This is a genomic window from Glutamicibacter sp. FBE19 (assembly GCF_015524875.1).
Classification (GTDB): Bacteria; Actinomycetota; Actinomycetes; order Actinomycetales; family Micrococcaceae; genus Glutamicibacter; species Glutamicibacter halophytocola.
Genome location: NZ_JACKQN010000012.1, coordinates 73,276 through 96,343, shown reverse-complemented (window position 1 = coordinate 96,343; position 23,068 = coordinate 73,276). Strand labels below are relative to the sequence as shown.

General features: G+C 60.7%; 21 protein-coding genes. 11 read left to right on the top strand and 10 right to left on the bottom strand.

The window, feature by feature from the left end; genetic code table 11:
* Nucleotides 1-4: 4 nt before the first annotated feature.
* A complete protein-coding gene (locus H6F58_RS16320; RefSeq protein ID WP_146275319.1) occupies nucleotides 5-1,312 on the top strand; it encodes a hypothetical protein in 1,308 nt (435 codons plus the stop codon).
* Between the two features lie 59 nt (nucleotides 1,313-1,371).
* Here the strand turns inward: H6F58_RS16320 and H6F58_RS16315 are convergent, their stop codons facing one another.
* The 3 genes from H6F58_RS16315 to H6F58_RS16305 all read right to left on the bottom strand — a co-directional run bounded on the left by H6F58_RS16315 (nucleotide 1,372) and on the right by H6F58_RS16305 (nucleotide 4,915).
* On the bottom strand, nucleotides 1,372-3,018 hold the full coding sequence (locus H6F58_RS16315; RefSeq protein ID WP_171920086.1) for an HNH endonuclease signature motif containing protein: 1,647 nt from the start codon (nucleotides 3,016-3,018) through the stop codon (nucleotides 1,372-1,374).
* A 62-nt stretch (nucleotides 3,019-3,080) separates the two neighbouring features.
* Entirely contained in the window at nucleotides 3,081-4,244 is a 1,164-nt protein-coding gene (locus H6F58_RS16310; protein WP_244652643.1) for a methyltransferase, read from the bottom strand.
* On the bottom strand, nucleotides 4,241-4,915 hold the full coding sequence (locus H6F58_RS16305) for a YigZ family protein (protein WP_060701872.1): 675 nt from the start codon (nucleotides 4,913-4,915) through the stop codon (nucleotides 4,241-4,243). The genes H6F58_RS16310 and H6F58_RS16305 overlap by 4 nt, the downstream gene beginning before the upstream one ends.
* Before the next feature lie 25 nt (nucleotides 4,916-4,940).
* Between H6F58_RS16305 and coaE the strand changes: the two genes are divergently transcribed.
* The 5 genes from coaE (at nucleotide 4,941) to H6F58_RS16280 (ending at nucleotide 9,785) form a co-directional block, all read left to right on the top strand.
* Complete coding sequence (coaE, locus tag H6F58_RS16300; RefSeq protein ID WP_171920057.1) at nucleotides 4,941-5,537, top strand: dephospho-CoA kinase; 597 nt, start codon at nucleotides 4,941-4,943, stop codon at nucleotides 5,535-5,537.
* Nucleotides 5,538-5,539: 2 nt separating this feature from the next.
* Nucleotides 5,540-5,788: a hypothetical protein gene (locus tag H6F58_RS16295; protein ID WP_060701870.1), complete on the top strand. Its 249-nt coding sequence runs from the start codon at nucleotides 5,540-5,542 to the stop codon at nucleotides 5,786-5,788.
* A 74-nt stretch (nucleotides 5,789-5,862) separates the two neighbouring features.
* Nucleotides 5,863-7,950 (top strand): excinuclease ABC subunit UvrB, encoded by a 2,088-nt coding sequence (uvrB, locus tag H6F58_RS16290; RefSeq protein WP_195182164.1) that lies wholly within the window; start codon nucleotides 5,863-5,865, stop codon nucleotides 7,948-7,950.
* A gap of 243 nt (nucleotides 7,951-8,193) precedes the next feature.
* Nucleotides 8,194-9,234 (top strand): TerC/Alx family metal homeostasis membrane protein, encoded by a 1,041-nt coding sequence (locus tag H6F58_RS16285; protein WP_195182163.1) that lies wholly within the window; start codon nucleotides 8,194-8,196, stop codon nucleotides 9,232-9,234.
* Between the two features lie 98 nt (nucleotides 9,235-9,332).
* Nucleotides 9,333-9,785: a MarR family transcriptional regulator gene (locus H6F58_RS16280; protein WP_195182162.1), complete on the top strand. Its 453-nt coding sequence runs from the start codon at nucleotides 9,333-9,335 to the stop codon at nucleotides 9,783-9,785.
* A gap of 63 nt (nucleotides 9,786-9,848) precedes the next feature.
* Here H6F58_RS16280 and H6F58_RS16275 read toward each other — a convergent pair whose 3' ends face one another.
* Together H6F58_RS16275 and H6F58_RS16270 are read right to left on the bottom strand one after the other, a co-directional pair.
* Nucleotides 9,849-11,135 (bottom strand): alpha/beta fold hydrolase, encoded by a 1,287-nt coding sequence (locus tag H6F58_RS16275; RefSeq protein WP_195182161.1) that lies wholly within the window; start codon nucleotides 11,133-11,135, stop codon nucleotides 9,849-9,851.
* Complete coding sequence (locus tag H6F58_RS16270; protein WP_206693764.1) at nucleotides 11,135-11,620, bottom strand: GNAT family N-acetyltransferase; 486 nt, start codon at nucleotides 11,618-11,620, stop codon at nucleotides 11,135-11,137. The genes H6F58_RS16275 and H6F58_RS16270 overlap by 1 nt, the downstream gene beginning before the upstream one ends.
* A 62-nt stretch (nucleotides 11,621-11,682) precedes the next feature.
* Between H6F58_RS16270 and H6F58_RS16265 the strand changes: the two genes are divergently transcribed.
* Complete coding sequence (locus H6F58_RS16265) at nucleotides 11,683-12,435, top strand: metal-dependent hydrolase (RefSeq protein WP_195182160.1); 753 nt, start codon at nucleotides 11,683-11,685, stop codon at nucleotides 12,433-12,435.
* Between the two features lie 3 nt (nucleotides 12,436-12,438).
* Here the strand turns inward: H6F58_RS16265 and H6F58_RS16260 are convergent, their stop codons facing one another.
* The 3 genes from H6F58_RS16260 to H6F58_RS16250 form a co-directional block, all read right to left on the bottom strand.
* Complete coding sequence (locus H6F58_RS16260) at nucleotides 12,439-12,624, bottom strand: hypothetical protein (RefSeq protein WP_195182159.1); 186 nt, start codon at nucleotides 12,622-12,624, stop codon at nucleotides 12,439-12,441.
* 134 nt (nucleotides 12,625-12,758) lie between these two features.
* Nucleotides 12,759-13,163 (bottom strand): NUDIX domain-containing protein, encoded by a 405-nt coding sequence (locus H6F58_RS16255; RefSeq protein ID WP_195182158.1) that lies wholly within the window; start codon nucleotides 13,161-13,163, stop codon nucleotides 12,759-12,761.
* 4 nt (nucleotides 13,164-13,167) lie between these two features.
* Entirely contained in the window at nucleotides 13,168-15,699 is a 2,532-nt protein-coding gene (locus H6F58_RS16250; protein ID WP_171919688.1) for a DEAD/DEAH box helicase, read from the bottom strand.
* A 77-nt stretch (nucleotides 15,700-15,776) separates the two neighbouring features.
* Between H6F58_RS16250 and H6F58_RS16245 the strand changes: the two genes are divergently transcribed.
* Nucleotides 15,777-16,568 carry a trans-aconitate 2-methyltransferase gene (locus tag H6F58_RS16245; RefSeq protein ID WP_195182157.1) on the top strand — a complete coding sequence of 264 codons (792 nt, stop codon included), beginning with the start codon at nucleotides 15,777-15,779 and terminating at the stop codon, nucleotides 16,566-16,568.
* Nucleotides 16,569-16,570: 2 nt separating this feature from the next.
* Here the strand turns inward: H6F58_RS16245 and H6F58_RS16240 are convergent, their stop codons facing one another.
* Together H6F58_RS16240 and H6F58_RS16235 are read right to left on the bottom strand one after the other, a co-directional pair.
* Nucleotides 16,571-17,212 (bottom strand): phosphatase PAP2 family protein, encoded by a 642-nt coding sequence (locus H6F58_RS16240; RefSeq protein WP_195182156.1) that lies wholly within the window; start codon nucleotides 17,210-17,212, stop codon nucleotides 16,571-16,573.
* A gap of 55 nt (nucleotides 17,213-17,267) precedes the next feature.
* The gene (locus H6F58_RS16235; RefSeq protein WP_195182155.1) at nucleotides 17,268-17,921 is read right to left on the bottom strand and encodes an MBL fold metallo-hydrolase; all 654 of its coding nucleotides are present in this window, start codon (nucleotides 17,919-17,921) and stop codon (nucleotides 17,268-17,270) included.
* Nucleotides 17,922-18,004: 83 nt separating this feature from the next.
* Between H6F58_RS16235 and H6F58_RS16230 the strand changes: the two genes are divergently transcribed.
* The 3 genes from H6F58_RS16230 to uvrA all read left to right on the top strand — a co-directional run bounded on the left by H6F58_RS16230 (nucleotide 18,005) and on the right by uvrA (nucleotide 23,042).
* Nucleotides 18,005-18,382 carry a GntR family transcriptional regulator gene (locus tag H6F58_RS16230; RefSeq protein ID WP_146275308.1) on the top strand — a complete coding sequence of 126 codons (378 nt, stop codon included), beginning with the start codon at nucleotides 18,005-18,007 and terminating at the stop codon, nucleotides 18,380-18,382.
* 122 nt (nucleotides 18,383-18,504) lie between these two features.
* Nucleotides 18,505-20,064: a hypothetical protein gene (locus H6F58_RS16225; RefSeq protein ID WP_195182154.1), complete on the top strand. Its 1,560-nt coding sequence runs from the start codon at nucleotides 18,505-18,507 to the stop codon at nucleotides 20,062-20,064.
* A 107-nt stretch (nucleotides 20,065-20,171) separates the two neighbouring features.
* Entirely contained in the window at nucleotides 20,172-23,042 is a 2,871-nt protein-coding gene (gene uvrA, locus H6F58_RS16220) for an excinuclease ABC subunit UvrA (protein WP_195182153.1), read from the top strand.
* Nucleotides 23,043-23,068 lie beyond the last annotated feature (26 nt).

The following is a 23,068-nucleotide window of genomic DNA, read 5'->3' as shown; positions in this document are numbered from 1 at the left end:
ACACATGGAGACCGAAAAGAGCGGGCCAGGCAGTACTGCGCTGAGTCCGAAAGCAGGCAAGCAGATTGTCCTGAAGCAGGTAACGCGCGAAGAGTGGGCGGCCGTGCCCCGGACCATTCCCAATTTCTGGGTTGCCGCCGGCACATGGATTCCCATGGGGATTAACTTGTTTCTCATCCACGATCAGCTCAGTGCGCTCGCCCTGGTGGCCGACGGGCTGTGGGGCCTGGTGTCCCTGTCCATGATCGCCTTTGCAATTGCGCTGATTTTCGGCAGCGGCAGACAGGCACCATGGTTGGGGCTCGGGATCACGGGCATCATCTATTACTTCCAGCCGCACCACAGCACAATTCAAACCTTCATGGTGGTTGCGCTGGGATACTACGGGTTGCTGTCGATCCTTGTGGCTGCCAGCGACGCGCGATTCAAGAGCCTGTTGAGAAGCTGGCGAAGAGAGGCGACCGGCAGCCTTACCTTGGCTTCGGCCGAGCGCCGCTGCTTTGGCGTCACTAAATACCTGTCGCCTGTTGCCTGGAATCTGGCCTTGGGGGCACTAGCGTATCCGGCGGTGCGACTCGCATGGGAATACTTCAGCACCGAGACCAGCTCGCTATCCGACCTCGACGCCGGGTTCCGTTTTGACCTGCTGGCCGCCATGGCTCTGCTAGCCGTTTGCTGCCTGCTCAGCATTCTGCGCTGGATTGGAAGCCGATCCGTTGGGATCTTCGCGCTGGAAATACCTGTCGATGCGCAAATCGGTCCCACCCCGTTGCGCGTGTTGGGTCAGGCGATCCTGATCGAACAAGAAACGTGGATATGCGGCTGCCGCGACTCTGAGAAAAACGAGAGCAAAAAACCATTTGTGGACCCCCGGTTTATTTTTGCCTCCGACTTCTGCCAGGTGCACGGCATTGAGGCTGTCAACAAGCTCAGCCATTCCGAATTCTTGCAAATAGCCCAGCAGCCGTGGGTCTATGGCAGGAACCTCACCGGCAAGATTCTCTACGGGACCCGGCAACGCATGAACATTGTGGGACTCACCGGTTGGGGTTCGCGCCCGGTGGCGGTGCGATCGCCATGGTTGTACGGCGGTGGAGAACAGGCCAGCGACTACTATGCGCCTCTTGCTGCGCGTGAACCGCTGAATCGCTCCAAGCGCGTTCTGAAAGTCATCGATCCGGCCGACAACACGCTTGCCGCAGAGTCCCTCCAGGAGAATACCCGAGAAGAAATCGACCGGATAAGTCTGCGATCCGTGGGGATTGACGCGGAAGCAGTGCGCGTCCAGGGGGCGCGCCCCTTCCTTGCCTGAGCGAAAAAGCCATCGTGGTGCCTTGACCGCATTGCGGGTTCAAGGCAGCCCCGGCCCGGCTAGGCAGCCTGTATCAAGTGGTAGCGATTGCGCACAGGAGCCTGCGTCGGATCGATAAAACTTGGGAGAATGACCTTGGGGACTCCACCATCGGGGATGACTTTGATCAATCCGGCATGCACGTCGTGGTGGTGCCCATCGCAGAGCATGGCACTCCAGTAGACCGAGGTGACACCGCCCTCGGACCAGAACCAGATGTGGTGGATATTGCACCGCTCAGGATCCATGGTGCATCCCGGGACGATACAGCCGCGATCGCGCACCGCTACGCCAAGCCGCATATAGCCTGGATGCTTGCGCTGGCTGCGGCCGATATCCAATATTTCGCCCTTGCCGCCCAAAACCATGGGAATGATTCTTGCTTTGGCCAGAGTTTGCCGCAGGTCCGTGGCGCTGAGCTTAAAGCCATGGGCCGTCATTCCATGGGTTTCTGCTCGGCCTTCCAGCTCTGCCAGCGTCAGCATGACCACCACCCGGGGGTTGATCACGGGCAAATCCAGATCCGCAGCATCCGGTGGGGAAGAGCCCGGATCCGCGGCCCGATTCAGGGTTGCATCGAGCAGGCGCTTTAAGCGCTTGGCGTTGAGTTCGAGCAACAGCATCATGGCATTGAGCCGGCGAGCGGCCGGAGCGATCGGCGGTGCCTCCGGTGCTTCGGCGGTTGCGGCTTCCTCATCGGTGACAAAATCCGGATGATCGCCAGAGGCCTTTTCGGCATCGCCCTGCTCGTCGGTGAACGCCTCAAGGGCTGCCTGGCCAGCACCGGAGCGCGGGTTATCGGCTTGGGCGAGCCCGGATTCGAAGAGATCGGCCCGGATTGGGCGCAGCCCCAGCTCGTACCAGATCAAGCCACGGCGCAAGCCCTTGCGGAAGATTCCTTCCTGGGCTTCGGGTTGTTCTTCCGACTGTTGATCACGTGCCGTTTTGAGGACCAGGTTGATCGCCTTGCGACGGGTTCCAGCATCCGGTTCATCCATTTCCGCATCCAGCACGGATTCCAGCAGCCGGCCATGGTCATCGCGCACGGTGGAGGTTGTCGGAGGGGCGAACTCGTCTCGTTCCGGTTCCAGGGTGCCCAGCCGCCGGGCCACAGATAGTGCCTCCGCTGGAGGACGGGAGCTATCGCGAAAACGCTGGGCCAGCAGGGGGAACTGTGCAGGATAGCGCTGATGCTGGTAATCGAACTGGGCAAGAACATGATGCGCGCTGTCCATGCGCCGCCTGGCCTCGAAATGCCCCAGGTCTACCCACGAGGCGAGCAAGTCGGTGCAGTTGGGGAAGGGCGGGCGCTGGCCGGTGCGCTGCGCGGGGCGGGTGAAATCGACAGTTCCTGCCCGCACGGCGTCCAGTTCGCCTTCGGCGAGGGTGTTGGCCGCCGTGGATTCGATGAGATGAGCCGCGTAAATCTGGGTGCGCAGCGCCTGGTGGGCGGCAAATTCGGCCGAGGTGGCCAGCGCCAGCGCAAAGCGCGGATCCTGCTGGTAGGCGGATTGGGGTTCCGGCCCTGCCTCAGAATCCGGGGCGAGGCGCTGGTGCAGGGCCGGGATGAGCGTGGCGAGGCCCAAGGCATCTTCGGCGGTGAGGCACGAGGAGTCCTTGATCGCTTGGGTGAGGCTGGCAATTGCCTGGCCAACGGTTTCGCTCATAGGCCAAGAATGCGCTGCAGGTGCCGCGGCGCAACGCAAAAAGGGCGAGCTGTGGAAAAGCTTCAGGACTCCTTGATGGAGGAGGTAACCGTGAAGGTCTTGTCGCGTGCCAATTGCGCCGTGGGACCGATGCGGCGGGCTAATTCGCTGCGGTAGCGCAAATGCGAATTGAATACGCAAAGCAGGACGCCGCCGGGTGCCAGGACGCGGGCCGCATCGTCGATGAGCTTGAAGGCGATGTCGGCGGTCACCGTGTTGCCGATATGGAAGGGCGGATTGAGCGTGATGAGCGTGGCCGAGTTCGCCGGCAGGCGGCTGAGCGCGTCATCCTGGGTCGCGGTCATGCGGTCTGATAGCCCGTTGCGGGCAGCGGCGGCCAAGGTTGAGGCAACCGCGGAGGCCGAATGGTCGGAAGCGATAACCTGCAAGCGAGGGTGGGTGAGCGCCGCATAGACGCCGATGGAGCCATTTCCGCAGGCGAGATCCACGAGGGCGGCATGCGCGGAAAGATCGGGCAGGTGCTCCAAAAGCAGCCGGGTGCCTGGATCCAAGCGGGCCGCGCCGAAGGTGCCCGCCCCGGCATGCAAGGTGAAATCGGTTCCGTTCACATGGTGGGTGGCGGTGGCGGGGAAGCTGCTGGCTGGTTGCTTGGGCAGGGGATCGCTGGCGATCAGGACACGGGACTTTTGCCGTGCCAGGGAGACATCGACCCGGGCGAATCGGGCGGCGAGCACCTGGTTCATTGACCGGCTCATGTGCTTGATGCGGCCACCGGCAAATAACCGGGCCTCGGGCGCGGCGACGGCGGCGAGGGCAGCGGCCTGTTCGTCCAAGACATCCAGGCCGCGGGGCAGGGCGAGGAGAATGGTGCTGGCCTGTTCGGCGACCTGGGCCAGCGGGAAGAAGCGGAGCAGATCGGCGGCGTCCGGGAGCAGCTGGCGGACATTGGCCTCGATGGCGCGGCGGGCGGTCAGCGAGTCGGTGTGCACGCGCACCGACGTGCTGCCCAGGGCCAGCGCCCCGGCAGCGAGCGCGCCGTAGTGGTCGCCGACGATGGCCATGGTGGAGGGCCAGCCGGTGTTCGCCAATTCGCGGGCCGCGGTGTCCAAGATGAGCCGGTCGGCGGCGTCGGCGGCGAAAAGGTTCGGCGCCTGGACATCTGGCCAGCGGCCCAGCTGGCTGAGCAGGGCTTCAAGATCGGCGGCAGGGCCGGGAGAGGTAGTCAAATCAGATCAACCCATCGGGTAGTTGCGGTGGCCAGTTCTCCGGCCCCGGCGGTCAGTGCGGCGACGTGGACACGCAATTCTTCGGCGGCTTCGGGGGTGTCGGGAATGCCGATGTGCACCAGTGCGGCGTCTGCCTCCCAGTGCGTGGGCTCGATCTGGTAGCCGGCGGCGCGCAGCTCGTTCTCATAGCGTGCTGCCAAGGCGTGGGATGCCGGCAGGGTGAAAATCCGCAGGCGCTGGCGGCGCAGCAGGCTCGCGTGGTCAAGGCCCGAGGAGACCGCTTCCGAATAGGCGCGCACCAGCCCGCCGGCCCCCAGCTTGATCCCGCCGAAGTAGCGGACGACGACCGCCAGCGTGTCCGAGAGATGGCTCTGATCGGGCAGGTCGCGCTTGGCCAGGGCATCAAGCATCGGGATGCCGGCGGTGCCCGAGGGTTCCCCGTCGTCGTTGGAGCGCTGGGTCATCCGATCGGGGCCGAGGATGAAGGCGGTGCAATGGTGCCGCGCATCAAAGTGGGTTTTGCGCAGGCCGGCGATGCGGTTGCGGGCCTCGGCTTCGGTTTCTACCCGGTAGAGATAGGTGATGAAGCGCGAGCGCTTGATTTCCAGCTCGTGCACGCTGTCGCCGCGCAGCGTGGTGTAGCTGGTCGCGGCCGATTCGTTGGTGTTCATCGCTAATAGTTTATAGGGTGGAAGCATGAAGCATGTGGGACTGACCGGGGGAGTAGCCTCCGGAAAATCTGCGGTTGCGGCTAAATTGGCTGAGCTCGGAGCGGTGGTGATCGACGCCGACGCGCTGGCGCGCAAGGTGGTCGCCCCCGGCACCGACGGACTGGCTGCGATCAAGGACTGTTTCGGGCCGGAAATTATGCAGCCCGACGGCTCCCTGGATCGCAAGGCCTTGGGCGCGATCGTCTTCGCCGATGAGCAGGCCCGCCAGAAGCTGAACGCGATCGTCCACCCCTTGGTGCGCCAGGCGGCCGCCGTGGCGCGCGAGCAAGCCCCGCACGGAGCCCTGGTGGTGGAGGACATCCCGCTGCTGGTCGAATCCGGGCAGGCAGGAAAATTCGATGCGGTGATCGTCGTGCAGTCCCCGCCGGCAGAACGCATCCGCCGCATGGTCCAGGATCGCGGGTGGACCAGGCAGGACGCCGAATCCCGGATGGCCGCGCAGGCCAGCGATGAGCAGCGGGCGGCCGTGGCCGATTACCTGCTGGAGAATTCGGGGACCCTGGAAGAACTCGAGGCGCAGGTTGCTGCCCTTTACCGCCAACTGGCGCCAGCACAGGAGTAGGAATGTACCGGATCTGCAAGTGGACCACCCTAATCGCTTTCGCCCTCGCGCTGGTGCTGTGGCTGGGATTTGGCGGACGCGCTGAATTCGTTGCCCGGGAATCCGGGCCGTATTCGCCGGTGGTCTACATTTCCGGGTGGCTGGCCCTGCTCGGGCTGATCGCCGCGACCATCATGACCGTGGCCTTTTTCGGCAACGCCATCGGGCGCACGGTCAAGCGCAATGCGATCCGCTATGGCATGCGCAAGTAGCAGCTCGCCGCTTTAAGCTGAAAGCTGGCCACGGCAAGGCCCAAACGGTCGGGCCAAGTGGATATGCTGGATGCATGAGTCTTGCCCAGCCGATTAAGCGTGTTGTTGCCCCCTTCGAAGTCATCAGCGAATATGAGCCCGCCGGCGACCAGCCGCAGGCCATCAAGGAGCTGACCGAGCGCATCAACAACGGCGAAAAGGACATCGTGCTGCTCGGTGCCACCGGTACCGGCAAGTCCGCGACCACCGCCTGGCTGGTGGAACAGGTGCAGCGCCCGACCTTGGTGCTGGTGCAGAACAAGACCCTGGCCGCCCAGCTGGCCAATGAATTCCGCGAGCTGTTGCCCAATAACGCGGTGGAGTACTTCGTCTCCTACTACGACTACTACCAGCCCGAGGCCTACGTCCCGCAGACCGATACCTTCATCGAGAAGGACTCCTCGATCAACGAGGAGGTCGAGCGGCTGCGCCACTCTGCGACCAACTCGCTGCTGACCCGGCGCGATACCATCGTGGTCGCCACGGTGTCCTGCATCTACGGCTTGGGCACCCCGGAGGAGTACGTGGCCGGCATGGTCACCGTGCGCACCGGCGAGGAGCTGAATCGCGACGCCATGCTGCGCCAGTTCGTCGCCATGCAGTATACCCGCAATGACATGGACTTCCACCGCGGCACCTTCCGGGTTCGCGGGGATACCGTGGAAATCATCCCGATGTACGAGGAGCAGGCGGTGCGCATCGAGTTCTTCGGCGACGAAGTCGAGGCGATCTACACCCTGCACCCGGTCACCGGAGAGGTGATCCGCGAGGAAACCGAGATGTACATCTTCCCGGCCAGCCACTACGTCGCCGGTGCCGAGCGCATGGGCAAGGCGATCAAGCGGATCGAGGACGAGCTGGCGGTGCGGCTGAAGGAGCTCGAATCGCAGAACAAGCTGGTCGAGGCCCAGCGGTTGCGCATGCGCACCACCTATGACCTGGAAATGATGGAGCAGATGGGCTTCTGCAACGGCATCGAGAACTACTCGCGGCATATCGACGGCCGCGAGGCAGGCAGCGCCCCGCACTGCCTGATCGACTACTTCCCCGATGACTTCCTGCTGGTCATCGACGAGTCGCACGTGACCGTGCCGCAGATCGGCGCCATGTACGAGGGCGACATGTCGCGCAAGCGCACCCTGGTGGAGCACGGTTTCCGCCTGCCCTCCGCGATGGACAACCGCCCGCTGAAGTGGGACGAGTTCCTGGAGCGCATCGGGCAGACCGTCTACCTTTCGGCCACCCCGGGCAAGTACGAGCTGGGCAAGTCCGACGGGTTCGTCGAGCAGATCATCCGCCCGACCGGCCTGATCGACCCGGAGATCATCGTCAAGCCCACCAAGGGGCAGATCGACGACCTGCTCGATGAGATCCGCACCCGCGTGGACCGCGACGAGCGCGTGCTGGTCACCACGCTGACCAAGCGCATGGCCGAGGACCTGACCGACTACCTGACCGAGCACCAGGTGCGGGTGCAATACCTGCACTCGGATGTGGACACCATCCGGCGCGTGGAGCTGCTGCGCGAACTGCGCATGGGCTCCTTTGATGTGCTGGTGGGCATCAACCTGCTGCGCGAGGGGCTGGACCTGCCGGAGGTGTCGCTGGTGGCGATCCTCGACGCCGATAAGCAGGGCTTCTTGCGTTCGGCGACCTCGCTGATCCAGACCATCGGCCGTGCCGCCCGCAACGTGTCCGGCCAGGTGATCATGTATGCGGATAAGATCACCGATGCCATGGACCAGGCCATCGAGGAGACCAATCGCCGACGGGCGATCCAGGAGGCGCACAACAAGGAGCACGGGATCGACCCGATGCCGTTGCGCAAGAAGATCGCCGATATCACCGACCAGCTGGCGCGCGAGGATGCCGACACGCAGGAATTGCTGAACAACAACCGGCTGGCCAAGGACGCGAAGCGGACCAAGGCCTCGTCGAGCGTGCGCAAGGACGGGCTGGCCGCGGCGCCTGCCGAGGACCTGCTCTCGCAGATCGAGGAGATGACCGAGCAGATGCACGCTGCGGCCGCCGAATTGCAGTTTGAATTGGCCGCCCGCATCCGCGACGAGGTGTCCGAATTGAAGAAGGAACTACGCCAGATGAAGGCCGCCGGGCACGCTTAGCGGCGGGGCAGAGGGCCAGAGGCCTGCTTCGGGGGAAGCCTGTGCAGATGCTGTGCGCTACACTTAATGCTTGGACGTAGGGGAGTATCCCAATGCTGTGAACGTCAACACGCGAATCAATGGCGATTCGCCGGGCGCAGCAGCCGATCGCCAAGCAGGCTTTTGAAGTGATTCGAAGGCCGCGGCGACGGCGGAGAGACTTGCGGCGATTTTCCATACCCTCCAACGAAAGGTCGCTCGTCCGTGGGCACTCATGGGTTAACCATTCAATTCGAGATCATCGCGCTGATCGTTCTGTGCGCGGTTCTCATTGCAGACTTGTTGTACGTCACCAAGCGTCCGCACATCCCTTCCATGAAGGAAGCTGGCATCTTTGTCGGCATCTACATCAGCTTGGCACTGATTTTTGGCGCGGTCATCTGGACCCAGGCCGGACCGCAGATCGGCCAGGAGTTCTACGCCGGCTGGATCACCGAATACGCGTTGTCCGTTGACAACCTGTTCGTCTTCATCATCATCATGGCGCGCTTCTCGGTACCACGGAAGTACCAGCAGGAAGTGCTGATGTTCGGCATTATCATCGCGCTGATCCTGCGCGCGATCTTCATTGTGCTCGGCGCTGCCATCATCGAGCAGTGGTCGTGGGTCTTCTACATCTTCGGCGCCTTCCTGCTGTGGACGGCCTGGAACCAGCTCAAGGACGAAGACGAGGACGAAGAGAGCGGCCTGGTCAAGAAGCTGACCAGCAAGCTGCCTATCTCCAAGGACTTCGATGGCGCCAAGCTGCGCACCGTGATCGACGGCAAGAAGCTGTTCACCCCGATGGTCCTGGTCTTCGTGACCATCGGCATGACCGACTTGCTGTTCGCCTTCGACTCGATTCCTGCAATCTTCGGCCTGACCAAGTCGGCCTTCATCGTCTTCACCGCGAATATCTTCGCCCTGATGGGCCTGCGCCAGCTGTACTTCCTGCTCGGCGGCCTGATGAACCGACTGGTCTTCCTGAAGCACGCACTGAGCTTCATCCTGGCCTTCATCGGCGTCAAGCTGGTCTTCCACGCACTGCATGAAAACAACCTCCCGTTCATTAACGGCGGCGAGCCACTGCACTACGCATGGCTGGACATCTCCGTGGGACTATCCCTGCTGGTGATCCTGGGTGCCATCGTTGTTGCCACCGTCATGTCGCTGTGGACCCCATGGGGCAAACGCGCGGCAGCCAACGCCGAGGCTGAAGAAGTCACCAAGGCGTCTGAAAAGGCCGCAAACTCAAACGAAAAGTAGCTAGCTGATGTCAGCCCGCCGGCTGGCCCCTTTGGGCCGGACGGCGGGTTTTCTCTGGCCAGCTTCTATATCATGGAACTTCTCGTGGGGGATAGCAAATGAGTGATGCACCGCTTGATGCAGGAGCCGTAGCCACCGATCTGGCTCTGGCTTCAGGAACCATGTCCCGCCTGTTGGGGCAGGCCGCCGGGCAGGGGCGCTCTGTCACCGCTTGGCGGGTGCTTTCGTCGCTGGACCGGTTGGGAGCCCAGCGCGTGGGCGACCTGGCAATTGAACAGCGTGTCGCCCAGCCGACGATGACCGGACTGATTATCCGTCTCGAAAACGACCACATGGTGCAGCGCGAACCTGACCCAAAGGACGGGCGGGCAAGCCTGGTCAGCTTGACCGGGACTGGCCGTGAAGAAATCCACGGCTACCGACAGCGGGCTATCAACGTGTTGCTCGGCGGCATGGACGAGTTCAGCGATGCAGAGCAGCAGGCCCTGGCCCGCGTGGTTCCACTGATGCTGCGAATCAACGAACGGATCGCCGCCGACTTGGACGGCTAGGTTCTGGATTTTAAAAAGTCGCGCCGCTCCCTGAAAGGAGCGGCGCGACTTTGCTGTTGAACCCTACTGATCCTTGGCAGCGGCCTCGGGATCCTCGCCGTTGGCCATGGCCAAAAGCCGGCGGAAGATCGCCGGTCCTTCGTCACCGATGCCATCGTGATGGTATTCGTCCGTAACCCAGGCCTGTAGCCCGGCGACCTGGGATGCGGTGCGCAATGACAGCTCGCGGTCGACATAGACATCATCGTGGTACACAGCTGCGGCCACCGGCACGGTGTTCCTTGCGAGCGTGTCCAGATCGTAGAGCGGAGCAAAATGCTCGTGCTCGGCCAGAATCCGGGCCACATCTTCCAACGGGCGCAGGGCCGGATCCTCGGCAAAATGCCATCGGAAGATCATTTCACCGGTCAACAGCGGCGTGGCCGCATGCACGGTGAAATCGGGGAATTCCGGCAGTACCTGTTCGGCGGCGAAGTTTGTTGCCTCGCCCTGGGCATAGATCGTTTCATGCATCAGCGCGTAGAGCGGGTTTGAAGCGAATGATGATTGAGCCTGCAACGCATCGAGGAAGACATCCGAAAGCCGCGGCCCGCCTGGCGTTTGATTGAAGGCTTCCTCGAAAATGTGGTGCAGCAGGTGCGCCCGGGTATTGCCGCCCAAGTACATGCCGAGCATCTGCACCAGCGGGACGGTGACCTGCTGGCCGTTGGGCAATCGCTCGTCGCGGTTCTCGCGCACATGCTCGTAGATCCGGTGCAGGGTTTCGAAGTCCTGCGGATACCAGGAAAAGTATTCGCGGTTGCGTTCGGCCATGCGCTGGTAGGTGGCCCGGTATACGGTCTTCGCATCTTGATCCAGCGATGCCAGGCCTCCGGTGACCAGGCAGCGGGTGAGGGACTGCGGGAAGAGCGAGAGATAGGTCAGGGTGCAGAACCCGCCGTAGCTTTGTCCCAGGGTGCTCCACTGATCGATGCCCAGATATTCACGGAAGGCCTCTGCATCACGCACGATCGAGTCAGCACGGAAGTGCTCCAGATAGCGTGCCTGGGCCGCTGAGTCTCCGCGCAGCGGCAAGGTTTTTCGGTTGGCCGGTGTTGACAGGCCGGTGCCACGCTGATCAAGCAAGAGAACACGGAAGTGCTTTACTGCTTCTGCCAGCCAGCCCGACAACGAACCGGGCCTTGGCGATTTTCCTCCCGGACCGCCCTGCAGGAATAACAGCCAGGGCTTCGTTGAATCGGTGCTGACTTCTCGGGCGAACACCGAGATTTTTTCGCCCTCTGGATGCGAGTGATCCAGCGGGACCTCGATCCGGTGGTCGGTGACGTCCATGCCGCGGTAATGCGCCATTACTTTGCTCCTTGCGTTCCGAGGGCCTGTAGCGCGTCGCCGTCCAGGCGCCGGGTGGTCCATCCGTCCAACGCGCCGGCGCCGATTGCGTCATAAAATTTGATGGCCGGTTCGTTCCAGTCGAGAACTTGCCATTCCAGGCGCTTGTATCCTCGTTCAACGCAGATCTTCGCCAGCGTGCGCAACAAGGCACTTCCGGTGCCCAAGCCGCGCTGGTTTGCTCGAACGTACAAGTCCTCCAGGTGAATTCCGTGGCGGCCTTCCCACGTGGAATAGGTCAGATACCAAATGGCTATGCCGACGACTCCGGATTCGTCCTCAGCCACATGAGCGAACGCCTGGGGGCTGTTGCCAAACAGATGCTGCTCAAGGTCCTCAACAGTGTTGCGCACCGCGTCTGGCTCCTTCTCATAGTCCGCGAGTTCCTGGATCAATTCCAGAATTTGAGGGCAATCATCGATGACAGCTTCACGCACAATACTCATGTGTCCTAGCTTACCGCTGTCATATCGCTAAAACGTCGGTGACCAGTCCTAAGGTTGAATGCATGATGGGTGGACACCACGCGGTGAGCGGCGCAGCCGCATGGTTGGCAATTACTACTCCGGTCACCGTGGGCTCGGTTGACCTGGGGCTGGGTACCTTCCAGATGGACCGCTGGGAGACGCTCGCTGGGGCGATCGTTTGCGCTGGTGCAGCATTGCTTCCCGATGCAGATCATCACGGTGCAACCATCGCCCGCGCCCTGCCGCCCTTTTCCAGTATTTTTGCCCGAGTCATCGGTGAAGTTTCCGGGGGACACCGCAACGGCACGCATTCAATTTTGGGCATGGCCTTTTTTATCCTTGTCGCGTGGCTTGCAAATGGCTGGGACGTTCATACCGCGGCGCTGGGCACGGTTTATCCAGGATCGGCCCTCTTCGCGGTGCTGCTGATCTCCTTTGCCGTGAAGTCCGTGAAATTCATGCCGCCGGTGCTGTGCTGGGTCATAGCCTTGGCCACCGGAGCCTTTGTCGGGGTGAATGCTCCCGAAGAAAACACCTGGTTCCTGCTGGCAGTGGCCTTGGGAGTCATCGTGCATGTGCTCGGGGACATGCTGACCGTCGGCGGCTGCAATCTCATTTGGCCGATCAAGATTGGTTCGCCACGCTGGTTCCGCAAGCTGCCGCTGGTTGGCGGTTGCTGGAAAGCCAACGGCCGCGTGGCTGTTCCTGTCCTTGCAGAGACGGGATCCACGGCGGAGTGGCTTTTCGCTACCTTGTTGACGACCTACGTCGGCATCGCGCTCATTGTTGCCTGACGGCTAGCTCTCTAGCGACGTATTTTCGCCTTGATAGACCAATGCCAGCCCGAGCACCACAAGCCCAGCCTGGAGCAAGGTGGAGAGCAGCGCTTCGGCGGCAAAAAGTGCCGACCAGCCGCTGAGCAGGACGATCAGGACAAACAGTATGACGCAAGCACCTGCCAGGCGCAGCTGTAATCCGTTCATGGCCATACCCTACGACACTGCCCGCTGCCTGGCTATCGATTTATCGATAACCCTGCAACGGGCAGTATCCTTGAGAGATCAAACCGGATATTGAGGCGAAGCTGCCTTGATCGGGCAGCCGGGCGCTTTGGCCTCTATCGTCGAAGAATCCCTGAGAGCGCTGCTTTCTCATGGGGTACCAGATTTTCGGGAAGCAGATCATCCCGGAACCAGCGTAAATCCGCGGCCTTATCCGGTTCCATGATGCGAGGCGTTCCAGCCCAAGCGGTGGCCAGATAAAAATGATCGGTCATGCCATCGGCGCCTGCCACCGGTTGCTGCCGCGGCACAGTGGCCAGCGCCCGAAGATCGGCCAGAGCAATGCTCACGCCCAATTCTTCCCGAGCTTCCCGGATCGCCGCGGCCTCGCTTGATTCGCCAGGCTCGACGTGTCCAGCAGCAGCAATACCCCAGCAGCCGTCCATGAAGCCGGTGCTCTGCCGAAGTTGCAACAACACCTCGTTGCCCCGGCGGAGCACCACGTAGCTGATGGCGGTCATCGGGCTAGTCCATGCGCCCCACGGAAGTCACGGTCACCACTGGTGCGCCTACTTCATCTGAGTCGTCAAGGGAGATCGTTGCGCTGATACCCCAGTCGTGGTGCTCGGAAGGGTCGGCGAAGATCTGGCGGACTTCCCATACGCGGCTGGGCAGCTCATTGACAATGAACAGCTTCGAGCTGCGCCCGGTCGGGCCATCGTCGATGTCCTCATGCTCGTCGAAGTAGCCATCCATCGCATCGGCCCACGTATCGGCGTCAAAGCCGTTATGTCCATCGAGCTCGGCCAGAGCCTGATCCTGTTCGTCGGCAAAAAGCTTGACGCGGCGGAACATCTCATTGCGCACCATCACGCGGAATGCGCGCTTGTTGCTGGTCAGCTTTTCCGGTGCCGGAGGCGGGGCCGTTTCGGTCTCTTCGCTCAGCTCGCCGCGGGAGAGCTCCTCCCACTCGTCCAGCAGCGACGAGTCGATCTGGCGGATCATCTCGCCGAGCCATTCGATCAGGTCTTCAAGGTCCTCGCGCAGGGCGTCCTGCGGGACGGTCTGGCGCAGCGCCTTGTAGGCATCGGTCAGATAGCGCAGCAACACGCCCTCGGAGCGGGCCAGCTGGTAGTACTGGACAAAATCGGAGAAGCCCATGGCGCGTTCGTACATGTCGCGCACGATGGACTTCGGCGCCAGCTCGAAGTCCGAAAGCCAGGGGGCGCCGGAGCGGTACTGCTCGAACGCGGATTCCAGCTTCTCGGCCAGCGGCATCGCATAGGTGATTTCGTCCAGCGCGTTCATCCGGTCGTTGTAGTCCATGCCTTCGGCCTTCATCGCGGCAATGGCTTCGCCGCGGGCCTTCTTCTCCTGGCCCGAGAGCACCTGGCGCGGCTTTTCCAGGGTCGCTTCGATCACCGAGACCACATCCAGCGCGTAGCTGGCGGAATCCGGATCCAGCAGGTCCAAGGCGGCCAGGGCGAAGGGGGAGAGTGGCTGGTTCAACGCGAAGTTCTGCTGCAGGTGCACGGTCAGCTCGTAGTAGTTGCCATACTCGTCGGGCTCTTCGCGGCGCACCACAACCTCGGTGGCGATCAGCTCTCGCAGGATGCCCAGGGCGCGCAGCTTCAGCTTGCGCTGCGAAGCCGGGGTCTCATGGTTCTCGGAGAGCAGGCGCTGGGCGGCTTCGAAGGCATTGTCTTCGCGCTCGAGCAGGTTCAGCAGCATCGAGTGCGAGACCTGGAAGGAGGACTTCAGCGTCTCGGGGGAGGCCTCGACGATCTTCTCGAAGGTCTTCTCGCCCCAGGTCACGAAGTTCTGCGGCGGCTTCTTCTTCGGGATCTGCTTGAGCTTCGACGAACCCTCGCCATGCTTCTTCAGCGCCTTTTCCATGGCCTTGTGGTTCTCGATCGCATGCTCGGGGGCCTGGACCAGCACGGTGCCTGCGGTATCGAAGCCCGCACGGCCGGCACGGCCGGCGATCTGGTGGAACTCGCGGGCGTTCACGATACGGGTACGAGTGCCATCGAACTTGGACAGCGCGGTGATGACCACGGTGCGGATCGGCACGTTGATGCCCACGCCCAGCGTGTCGGTGCCGCAGATGACCTTGAGCAGGCCGGCCTGGGCCAGTTGCTCGACCAGGCGGCGGTACTTGGGCAGCATGCCCGCGTGGTGGATGCCGATGCCGTGGCGCACCAGGCGGTTCAAGGTCTTGCCGAAGCCAGCGGCAAAACGGAAGCCGCCGATCATCTCCGAGATCTTTTCCTTCTCCTCGCGGGTGGCCACATTCACGCTCATCAGCCCGGTAGCGCGGTCGATCGCGTCGAGCTGGGAGAAGTGGACGATGTAGATCGGGACCTGCTTGGTCTTGATCAACTCCTCCACCGCTTCCTGCACCGGCTCCATGGAGTAGTAGAAGTGCAGCGGGATCGGGCGCTCGGCATGAGCCACGGTGACCGTCGGGGTGCCGGTGCGCTCTTCGAGTTCCTTCTCGAAGCGGGTGACATCGCCGAGGGTGGCGCTCATCAGCAGGAACTGCGCCTGGGGAAGCTCAATGAGTGGCACCTGCCAGGCCCAGCCGCGCTGCGGGTCGGCGTAGAAGTGGAACTCATCCATGATGACGCAGCCGACATCGGCCTTTGAGCCTTCGCGCAGCGCGATATTCGCCAGGATCTCCGCGGTGCAGCAGATGATCGGAGCGTCCGCATTCACCGAGGAATCGCCGGTGACCATGCCGACATTCTCGGCACCGAAGATCTTGCACAGGTCGAAGAACTTCTCCGATACCAGCGCCTTGATCGGCGCGGTGTAGAAACTGATCTGGTCGCGGGCCATGGCGTAGAAATGCGCGGCAATGGCCACCATGGACTTGCCTGAGCCTGTGGGGGTGGCCAAGATGACGTTGTTGCCGCCAGCCAGCGCCATCGACGCTTCATCCTGTGCGGGGTAGAGAGTGATGCCGCGGGTTGCGACCCATTGGCCGAACGACTCGTAGATTTCGTCGTCGGATACGTTTTTGCTGTCTGCTGGCAAATATTCGGTGAGCAACATGATGCTACTAGCCTATCGGTTGAGAAGTGTGACTGAGCGCCTGATCGGGGTGCGGTTCAAAGGTTTAGGCTTAGGGCATGAAATGGGATCCAGCAAAGTACACCGAATTCTCTGATTACCGTGGGCGCCCTTACAAGGATTTGCTCGGCCAGCTAGTCGACCTAGAGCCGAAGAAGGTTGTGGATCTGGGCTGCGGTCCGGGCAATATGACTCGGCTCATCGCCCAAAGATGGCCGCAAGCGCAGGTGACGGGGCTGGATTCCTCGCAGGATATGATCGCCAAGGCCGAATCGTCCGAGCATGAAGCGAATCTGGATTTTGCGTTGGCAGATGCCAGACAATGGCAACCAGAAGAGGATCTGGATCTGCTGTTCTCCAATGCAATGCTGCAGTGGTTGCCGGATCATCGTGACTTGCTGGCTGCCTGGCTTGGGAAGATGAAAACCGGCTCGTATGTAGCGATCCAGGTGCCGGGCAACTTCGGTTCGCCTTCACATGCGCTCATGCGGCAGGTTGCTGAAAGCGCGAAGTGGGCTGGCAAGCTCGGCAGCGTTCTGCGCGACGGCCATGTTGTGGGGGAGCCGGAGGACTATCAGCGCCTCTTGCTCGACGCAGGGTTCCAGGCAAATGTGTGGGAGACGGCTTTCCAGCAGTTGCTGCTGGGCGACGACCCGATTCTGGATTGGGTCCGCGGCACGGCCCTGCTCCCGGTGCGCCACGCACTGGACGAGCAGGACTACCTCCGCTTTGAAGACGATTACCGGGCCCAGATCTCCGAGCATTACCCGTTTTTTGAAACCCGCGATGGCACCAGACTGACGAATTTCCCCTTCCGCCGCATTTTCATGATCGGCCATAAGCTCGGCTGAAGTCAGCGAACAGCCGAAGGACGGATTCTGCGCGGCAGCCCGGGCAGCACATGGATGCAGACCAGCACGATCAGCGCGCCGAGCGCCAGGCCGGAGAACACATCGTGGACATAGTGCGCTCCCACGCCCACGCGGGCCAGGGCAACCAGCAGGGCAGCAGGAATGGCCACGGCGGCCAGCGCGGGCCGAACCAGCAAGCAGGTTGTGGCGATGGCCGCTGCCACCACCGAATGGTTCGAGGGCCAGGACCAATCCCCGGGCTGCGGGCAGGCCATCGCCGTGACCGCTTCAAGGGTTCGACAGGGGCGTTCCTCGGTGACCAGCGCCTTGAGCAGTTCGCTCAGTGCGTAGGCCAGCACCGCCCCGAGGGCACCGCAGATCAGACGCCAGAAGGCGTTGCGGTCCCGGAACCAGAGAGCCACCGTGAGCAGGATGGCTCCGAGCATCAAGAACTTGAGCAGGGTTTCCGAGCAGAAGACAGCCGCCGCGGACAACACCGCGGAGTCCCTCACGGATCCTGAAAGGCCCAGATACAGGACATCGCGCAACGGGTAGGACACGACCGCAATCAGTGCCAGGGCCGCAATGAAGATGGCTGGCCGAGAAGGCCGGATGGCATAGCGTCGAGGAGAACTAGAATTCACGAGTGGTGATTATACGGCCCGGGATGCGGTGTGGCCGCATGCCCTTAGCCGAGGGTTACCAACCGCGTTCACGCCACTCGTCCAGATGCGGACGCTCGGCTCCCAGAGTGGTCGAGTCGCCATGTCCCGGCAGCACCTTGGTTTCATCCGGGAAGCGGTCGAAGATTCGTTCCGATACGTCAGTGATCAACGAAAGGAAGCGCTGCGGATCTTTCCAGGTGTTTCCCACGCCACCGGGGAACAAGCTGTCGCCGCTGAGGACGACTGGCTGACCGGAGGAGTCCACCAGCGCATAGCCGAGGGAACCGGGAGTATGCCCGCGCAGGTGGATGACTTCGATGATGACATCGCCCAGCTTGAGCTGGTCGCCATGATTCAAACCATTCGTGACCTGGACGCCTGATTCTTTCTTGATGCCTTCCATATCGTCGGCGCCTGCGTAGGTCGTCACCGGGTATTGCTCGACAAGCTCGGCCAAGGCGCGCACGTGGTCCCAGTGCTGGTGCGTTGTCGCGATTCCTGCAATCCGCGGATGATCCGCGTCGTTCCTTGCCTCATCGATCAGCCTCGCGATAGCCGTTGCATCATCTGCGGCATCAACGAGCAGCTGTTCGCCAGACCGGCGGTTGGTAATGAGATAGACATTGTTCGACATGTCGGAAACCGAAATCCAGCGGATGGTCACATCATCTAGCAATAGTTCGTTCATACCATCACACTACGTTGGAATATATGCTCAACGCGATAGGCTCGGGACAGCAGAAGTCATAGTCCTGGAGAATGGAGCAAAGCATGAGTGAACTAGGTTTCATCAAGATCGACCCCAAGTCCACCGTGGCGCCGTACCAGCAGGTCCGTGAACAAATTCTTTCCGCGATAGCCAAAGGCAAATTAGCGCCAGGAAGCAAGCTTCCCTCGGTGCGGGCGCTGTCGGGCACACTGAACCTGGCAGTAAATACTGTCGCCAAGGTATACAAAGAACTTGAGCTGCAGGGCGCAGTTGTAACGCGAGGGCGCCACGGAACAGTAGTACAGGCTGCAGAGAACCGAGCCGAACAAGAAGTTAGCGATGCGGCAGCAGATTTGGCCCGGATTGCGCAGCTGTGGTCAGTCGATGAAGCCACTGCCGTAAAGTACCTGCGCGCTGCCTTCAGCTCCTTGCCTCGCTAGACGACTAGGCATTTGAGCCCACGAATTAGTGATTGAAAGATTTGTGGATAACTCTCCTGGAAGATCGAGATCCCGGTTTAGACTCTGGAACTAATTAACGTTCCCGGAGGCAGGAAACCACCGTGAACTCGAATAGGAATGGTCGCACGCACTACGCGAGTTTCGCGGTGATCGCTGCAGGAGCGGTAATTCTCGTTCTTGGGTTGCCAGGCTGTACTGCGAACAAGGCGGAATCAAGCCCAAAGACGCCACAAGAGCAGGTGCCCGTGTCCGCGACTGTTGCCTGGGAAAGCGAAGAAGTTCTCGTATCTGACGTAAAAGTTCTCGGCGAGGTAGCCATTGCCTATCGGCGCCAGGGACCGCAGATGGAAGTCATTGCCAGAAACCTGAACAACGGCAAGCAACTTTGGAAAGATGAAGCGCTTGGGGCGGCAGATAGCCGGGGTATTGATCCGACGATTGAAATAGCCAAGTACAAGGGCAGAAATTACGTCGCCTACACCGGAACCAAAACAGGGGCCTACGGACGCCTGAAGATCGCGGATGTTGCTACCGGTAAGCCGGTCAGAATTGAAAACAATTTTGACTTCTGGGGCTTTCGACCGTTTGTTTGTGGCAAAACCTTCTGCGCTGAAGGGGCGAAGGTACGCGACGGGCAGCTTCTTGGGCATCATCATTTCAAATTTGATTGGACCCGCAAGCGCTGGAATGAAGTGCCAAAAGGTGAGCTCGAGTTTGGTCTCCAGCAAGGAGGGCGGCGCTTGACCGACGGAGTAATTTCGTACTGGAATGGCGATCTGGAAATGTTGAGCTACTCGAAAGGTTCGAAGACTCTTTGGAAACGTCCCTACGAAAAAATATTCGGTAAAGGGTACGAATCAAGCGCGGGCTGGGCATGGGTGACAGTGGGGGACGACAAAGAAATCCTGCTGGGCTACGGTAAGCATGCACAAGATGACTTCTTCGAAACAGATAAGAAAAAGGCACAGTATCAATTAGTGGGCCTGTCCAAAATTGTCGCAATCGACGCGAACAGCGGAGAGGTTCTATGGCGCCAACCAGGTATCTCGAGGTTGTGCGGAGTGGTATCACCGCAAGGAAGCGCGGCTAAGGACGACACGATCGTAGTGTGCTACTACAACTCCGGCAAACAGATATTAACCGATGAAGGGGAAGGCCGCTACAGTGCTCATTCAAAGGGAGCTACATGGAGCGCTGCCGCCATTGATACGAAAACTGGTACTAAAAAGTGGAGTCATAAACTGACCGATATATACAAGTACTTTGACAGACTCGAAGGCGCTGGTATTCCGGTCACTGAAGAACCAATGTCCATACTTCCACTTGAAGGGGGAGACCAAGCGGTCAATAGCGAAGATGGGACGGTTGTACCGCTGGAAGAAGTCGTAGGAGGCACCGTTCTATGCACCGTTGATCGTGATTCCTATTACATATATTCGGTGACTTTGGGTACCCAAGCCACGTGGGACACCAAAGCCTCCGGGGACACTCGTTTCACAGATGCCCAGGCCGTCTGCAAACGTGGGTCATGGAAACCTATGGAAGCCATCCCCAAAGTTGCTGAATTCCGGAGAGCTGGATACATAGATGACGAAGTCGTGGTTCTGAGCCAGCTAGGAGGAATGGTGGCATATCGCTTGACCGATGCCAGCGGAGACTAGTCCCGGATTGGCGCTCGCCGGGACTGCGGATACGCCTCGAGAAAAATTTCTGTGAGATAGGTCCATTCGTACACTTATTCGAAGCAGTTTTCGATTAGTATGGCTTCGTGGCTATTACTGCAGAGAGCAAGAAAACAGATCTCACTCGCCTGGTCGTTAAGGGAGCGCGTGAGCACAACCTGAAAAATGTGGACATCGATCTGCCCCGCGACGCGATGATCGTCTTCACCGGACTTTCCGGATCCGGCAAGTCCTCCCTGGCATTCGACACGATCTTCGCTGAAGGCCAGCGGCGTTACGTTGAGTCGCTTTCTGCGTACGCCCGCATGTTCCTCGGGCAGGTAGACAAGCCAGATGTTGACTTCATTGAGGGTTTGTCTCCGGCGGTGTCGATTGACCAAAAGTCCACCAGCCGGAATCCCCGGTCAACAGTAGGCACGATCACCGAGGTCTACGACTACATGCGTCTGTTGTGGGCTCGTGTCGGACGCCCGCATTGCCCCATTTGCCATGAGCCGATCTCCAAGCAGACTCCACAGCAAATCGTGGACCAGCTCATGGAGCTGCCCGAAAAGACTCGCTTCCAGATTCTCGCCCCCGTGGTTCGCGCACGAAAGGGCGAGTTCGTCGACCTCTTCGCCGAGCTGTCCTCGAAGGGATTCGCGCGCGCCCGGGTTGATGGCACCATCATTCAGTTGAATGATCCGCCGAAATTGGCCAAGCAGGTGAAGCACACCATTGAGGTCGTCGTTGACCGCCTGGCCATCAAGGAAGATGCACGCCAGCGCCTGACCGATTCGATTGAAACCGCGCTGGGGATCGCCGACGGCCGTGTGCTGGCCGACTTTGTCGACCTTGCCGAGGATGACCCGAAACGAGTTCGGGCATTCTCGGAAAACCTGGCTTGCCCTAATGAGCATCCACTGGCCATCGATGAAATCGAGCCACGCACATTCTCCTTCAACAATCCTTTCGGCGCATGCTCGGCATGCTCGGGCATCGGCACCAAGCTGGAAGTTGACGAGCACCTGATCGTGCCCGATCCAGAAGTGGCCCTTGCAGACGGCGCAATCGCCCCATGGTCGTTGGGCAAGGCAACCACTGAATACTGGAATCGCCTGATCGAAGGCCTGGGCCACGAGCTCGGCTTCACCATGGAGACCCAGTGGAAGGACCTGTCTGCCAAGGCCCGCGAAGCGATCCTTAACGGCAAAGACCACAAGGTTGTGGTCCAGTACAAGAACCGCTTTGGCCGTGAGCGCAAGTACTCCACCGGTTTCGAAGGGGTCATCTCCTACGTTCACCGCAAGCATGAAGAAACAGAGTCCGATCATGCCCGTGATCGCTACGAACAGTACATGCGACAGATTCCTTGCCCGACGTGTGGCGGAGCGCGCCTGAATCCTGCGTCGCTGTCGGTCCTGATCGGCGGGCGTTCCATCGCTGAAGTGTCGGCTATGGATTTGCGCAGTGCCGCCAACTTCCTGTCGACCATTGAGCTCTCGTCCCGCGAGGCGAAGATCGCAGCCCAGGTGCTGAAGGAAATTGACGCCCGCATGAAGTTCCTCTTGGATGTGGGCCTGGAATACCTCACCCTGGAGCGCGCTGCCGGCACCCTGTCCGGTGGCGAGGCTCAGCGCATTCGCTTGGCAACTCAGATCGGTTCCGGTCTGGTTGGTGTCCTGTATGTCCTTGACGAACCATCTATCGGGTTGCATCAGCGCGACAACCGCCGCTTGATCGACACCTTGCTGCATCTGCGCTCCTTGGGCAATACGCTCATCGTTGTTGAACACGACGAAGACACCATCGCCGAAGCCGACTGGATCGTGGATATTGGGCCAGGCGCCGGTGAGCACGGCGGCGAAGTAGTGCACTCGGGCTCAGTCGAGGGATTGAAGGCCAACACCAAGTCGCTGACCGGAGACTACCTCTCGGGCCGCAAGAAGATTGATGTCCCAGCGAAGCGCCGCAAGGTTGATAAGGACCGCAAGCTCAAGGTAGTGGGCGCCAGCGAAAATAACCTGCAGGATGTTTCCGTGGAATTCCCGCTGGGCTTGCTTACCGCAGTGACTGGCGTGTCGGGTTCGGGCAAATCGACTTTGGTCAACGACATCCTGTACAAGGTGCTGGCCAACAAGCTCAATGGCGCCAAGCAAGTACCGGGACGGCATACCCGAGTGCTCGGCCTTGAGCACCTGGACAAAGTTGTACATGTGGACCAGTCGCCGATTGGCCGCACTCCGCGGTCCAATCCTGCCACGTACACCGGAGTTTTCGACCACATTCGCAAGCTCTTTGCCGAGACCAACGAAGCCAAGCTGCGCGGCTACCAGCCGGGTCGATTCTCGTTCAATGTCAAGGGCGGACGTTGCGAGGCGTGCTCTGGCGATGGAACGCTCAAGATCGAGATGAACTTCCTGCCTGATGTCTACGTGCCGTGCGAGGTTTGCCATGGTGCACGCTACAACCGCGAAACATTGCAGGTGCTTTACAAGGGCAAGAACATCGCAGATGTCTTGAACATGCCAATTGCCGAGGGAGCTGAATTCTTCAGCGCCTTCACGCCGATCGCACGCCACCTGCGGACCTTGGTCGATGTCGGATTGGGCTATGTCCGCTTGGGCCAGCCGGCGACGACGCTATCTGGTGGCGAAGCCCAGCGCGTTAAACTTGCCGCTGAATTGCAGAAGCGTTCGAATGGCCGTTCCATCTACGTCCTGGATGAGCCAACGACAGGTCTTCATTTTGAGGACATCCGCAAGCTTCTGAAGGTCTTGCAAGGCCTGGTGGACAAGGGCAACACCGTCTTGACCATTGAGCACAACCTCGACGTGATTAAGTCGGCCGACTGGGTCATTGATCTTGGTCCTGAAGGCGGTTCCGGCGGTGGCACCATTCTGGCGACTGGAACGCCTGAAAAGGTCGCCAAGGTCGGCGAATCGCACACCGGGAGGTTCTTGGCCGAAATCCTGTAGAAGTGGTGGAGCGGATCGGGGAAATA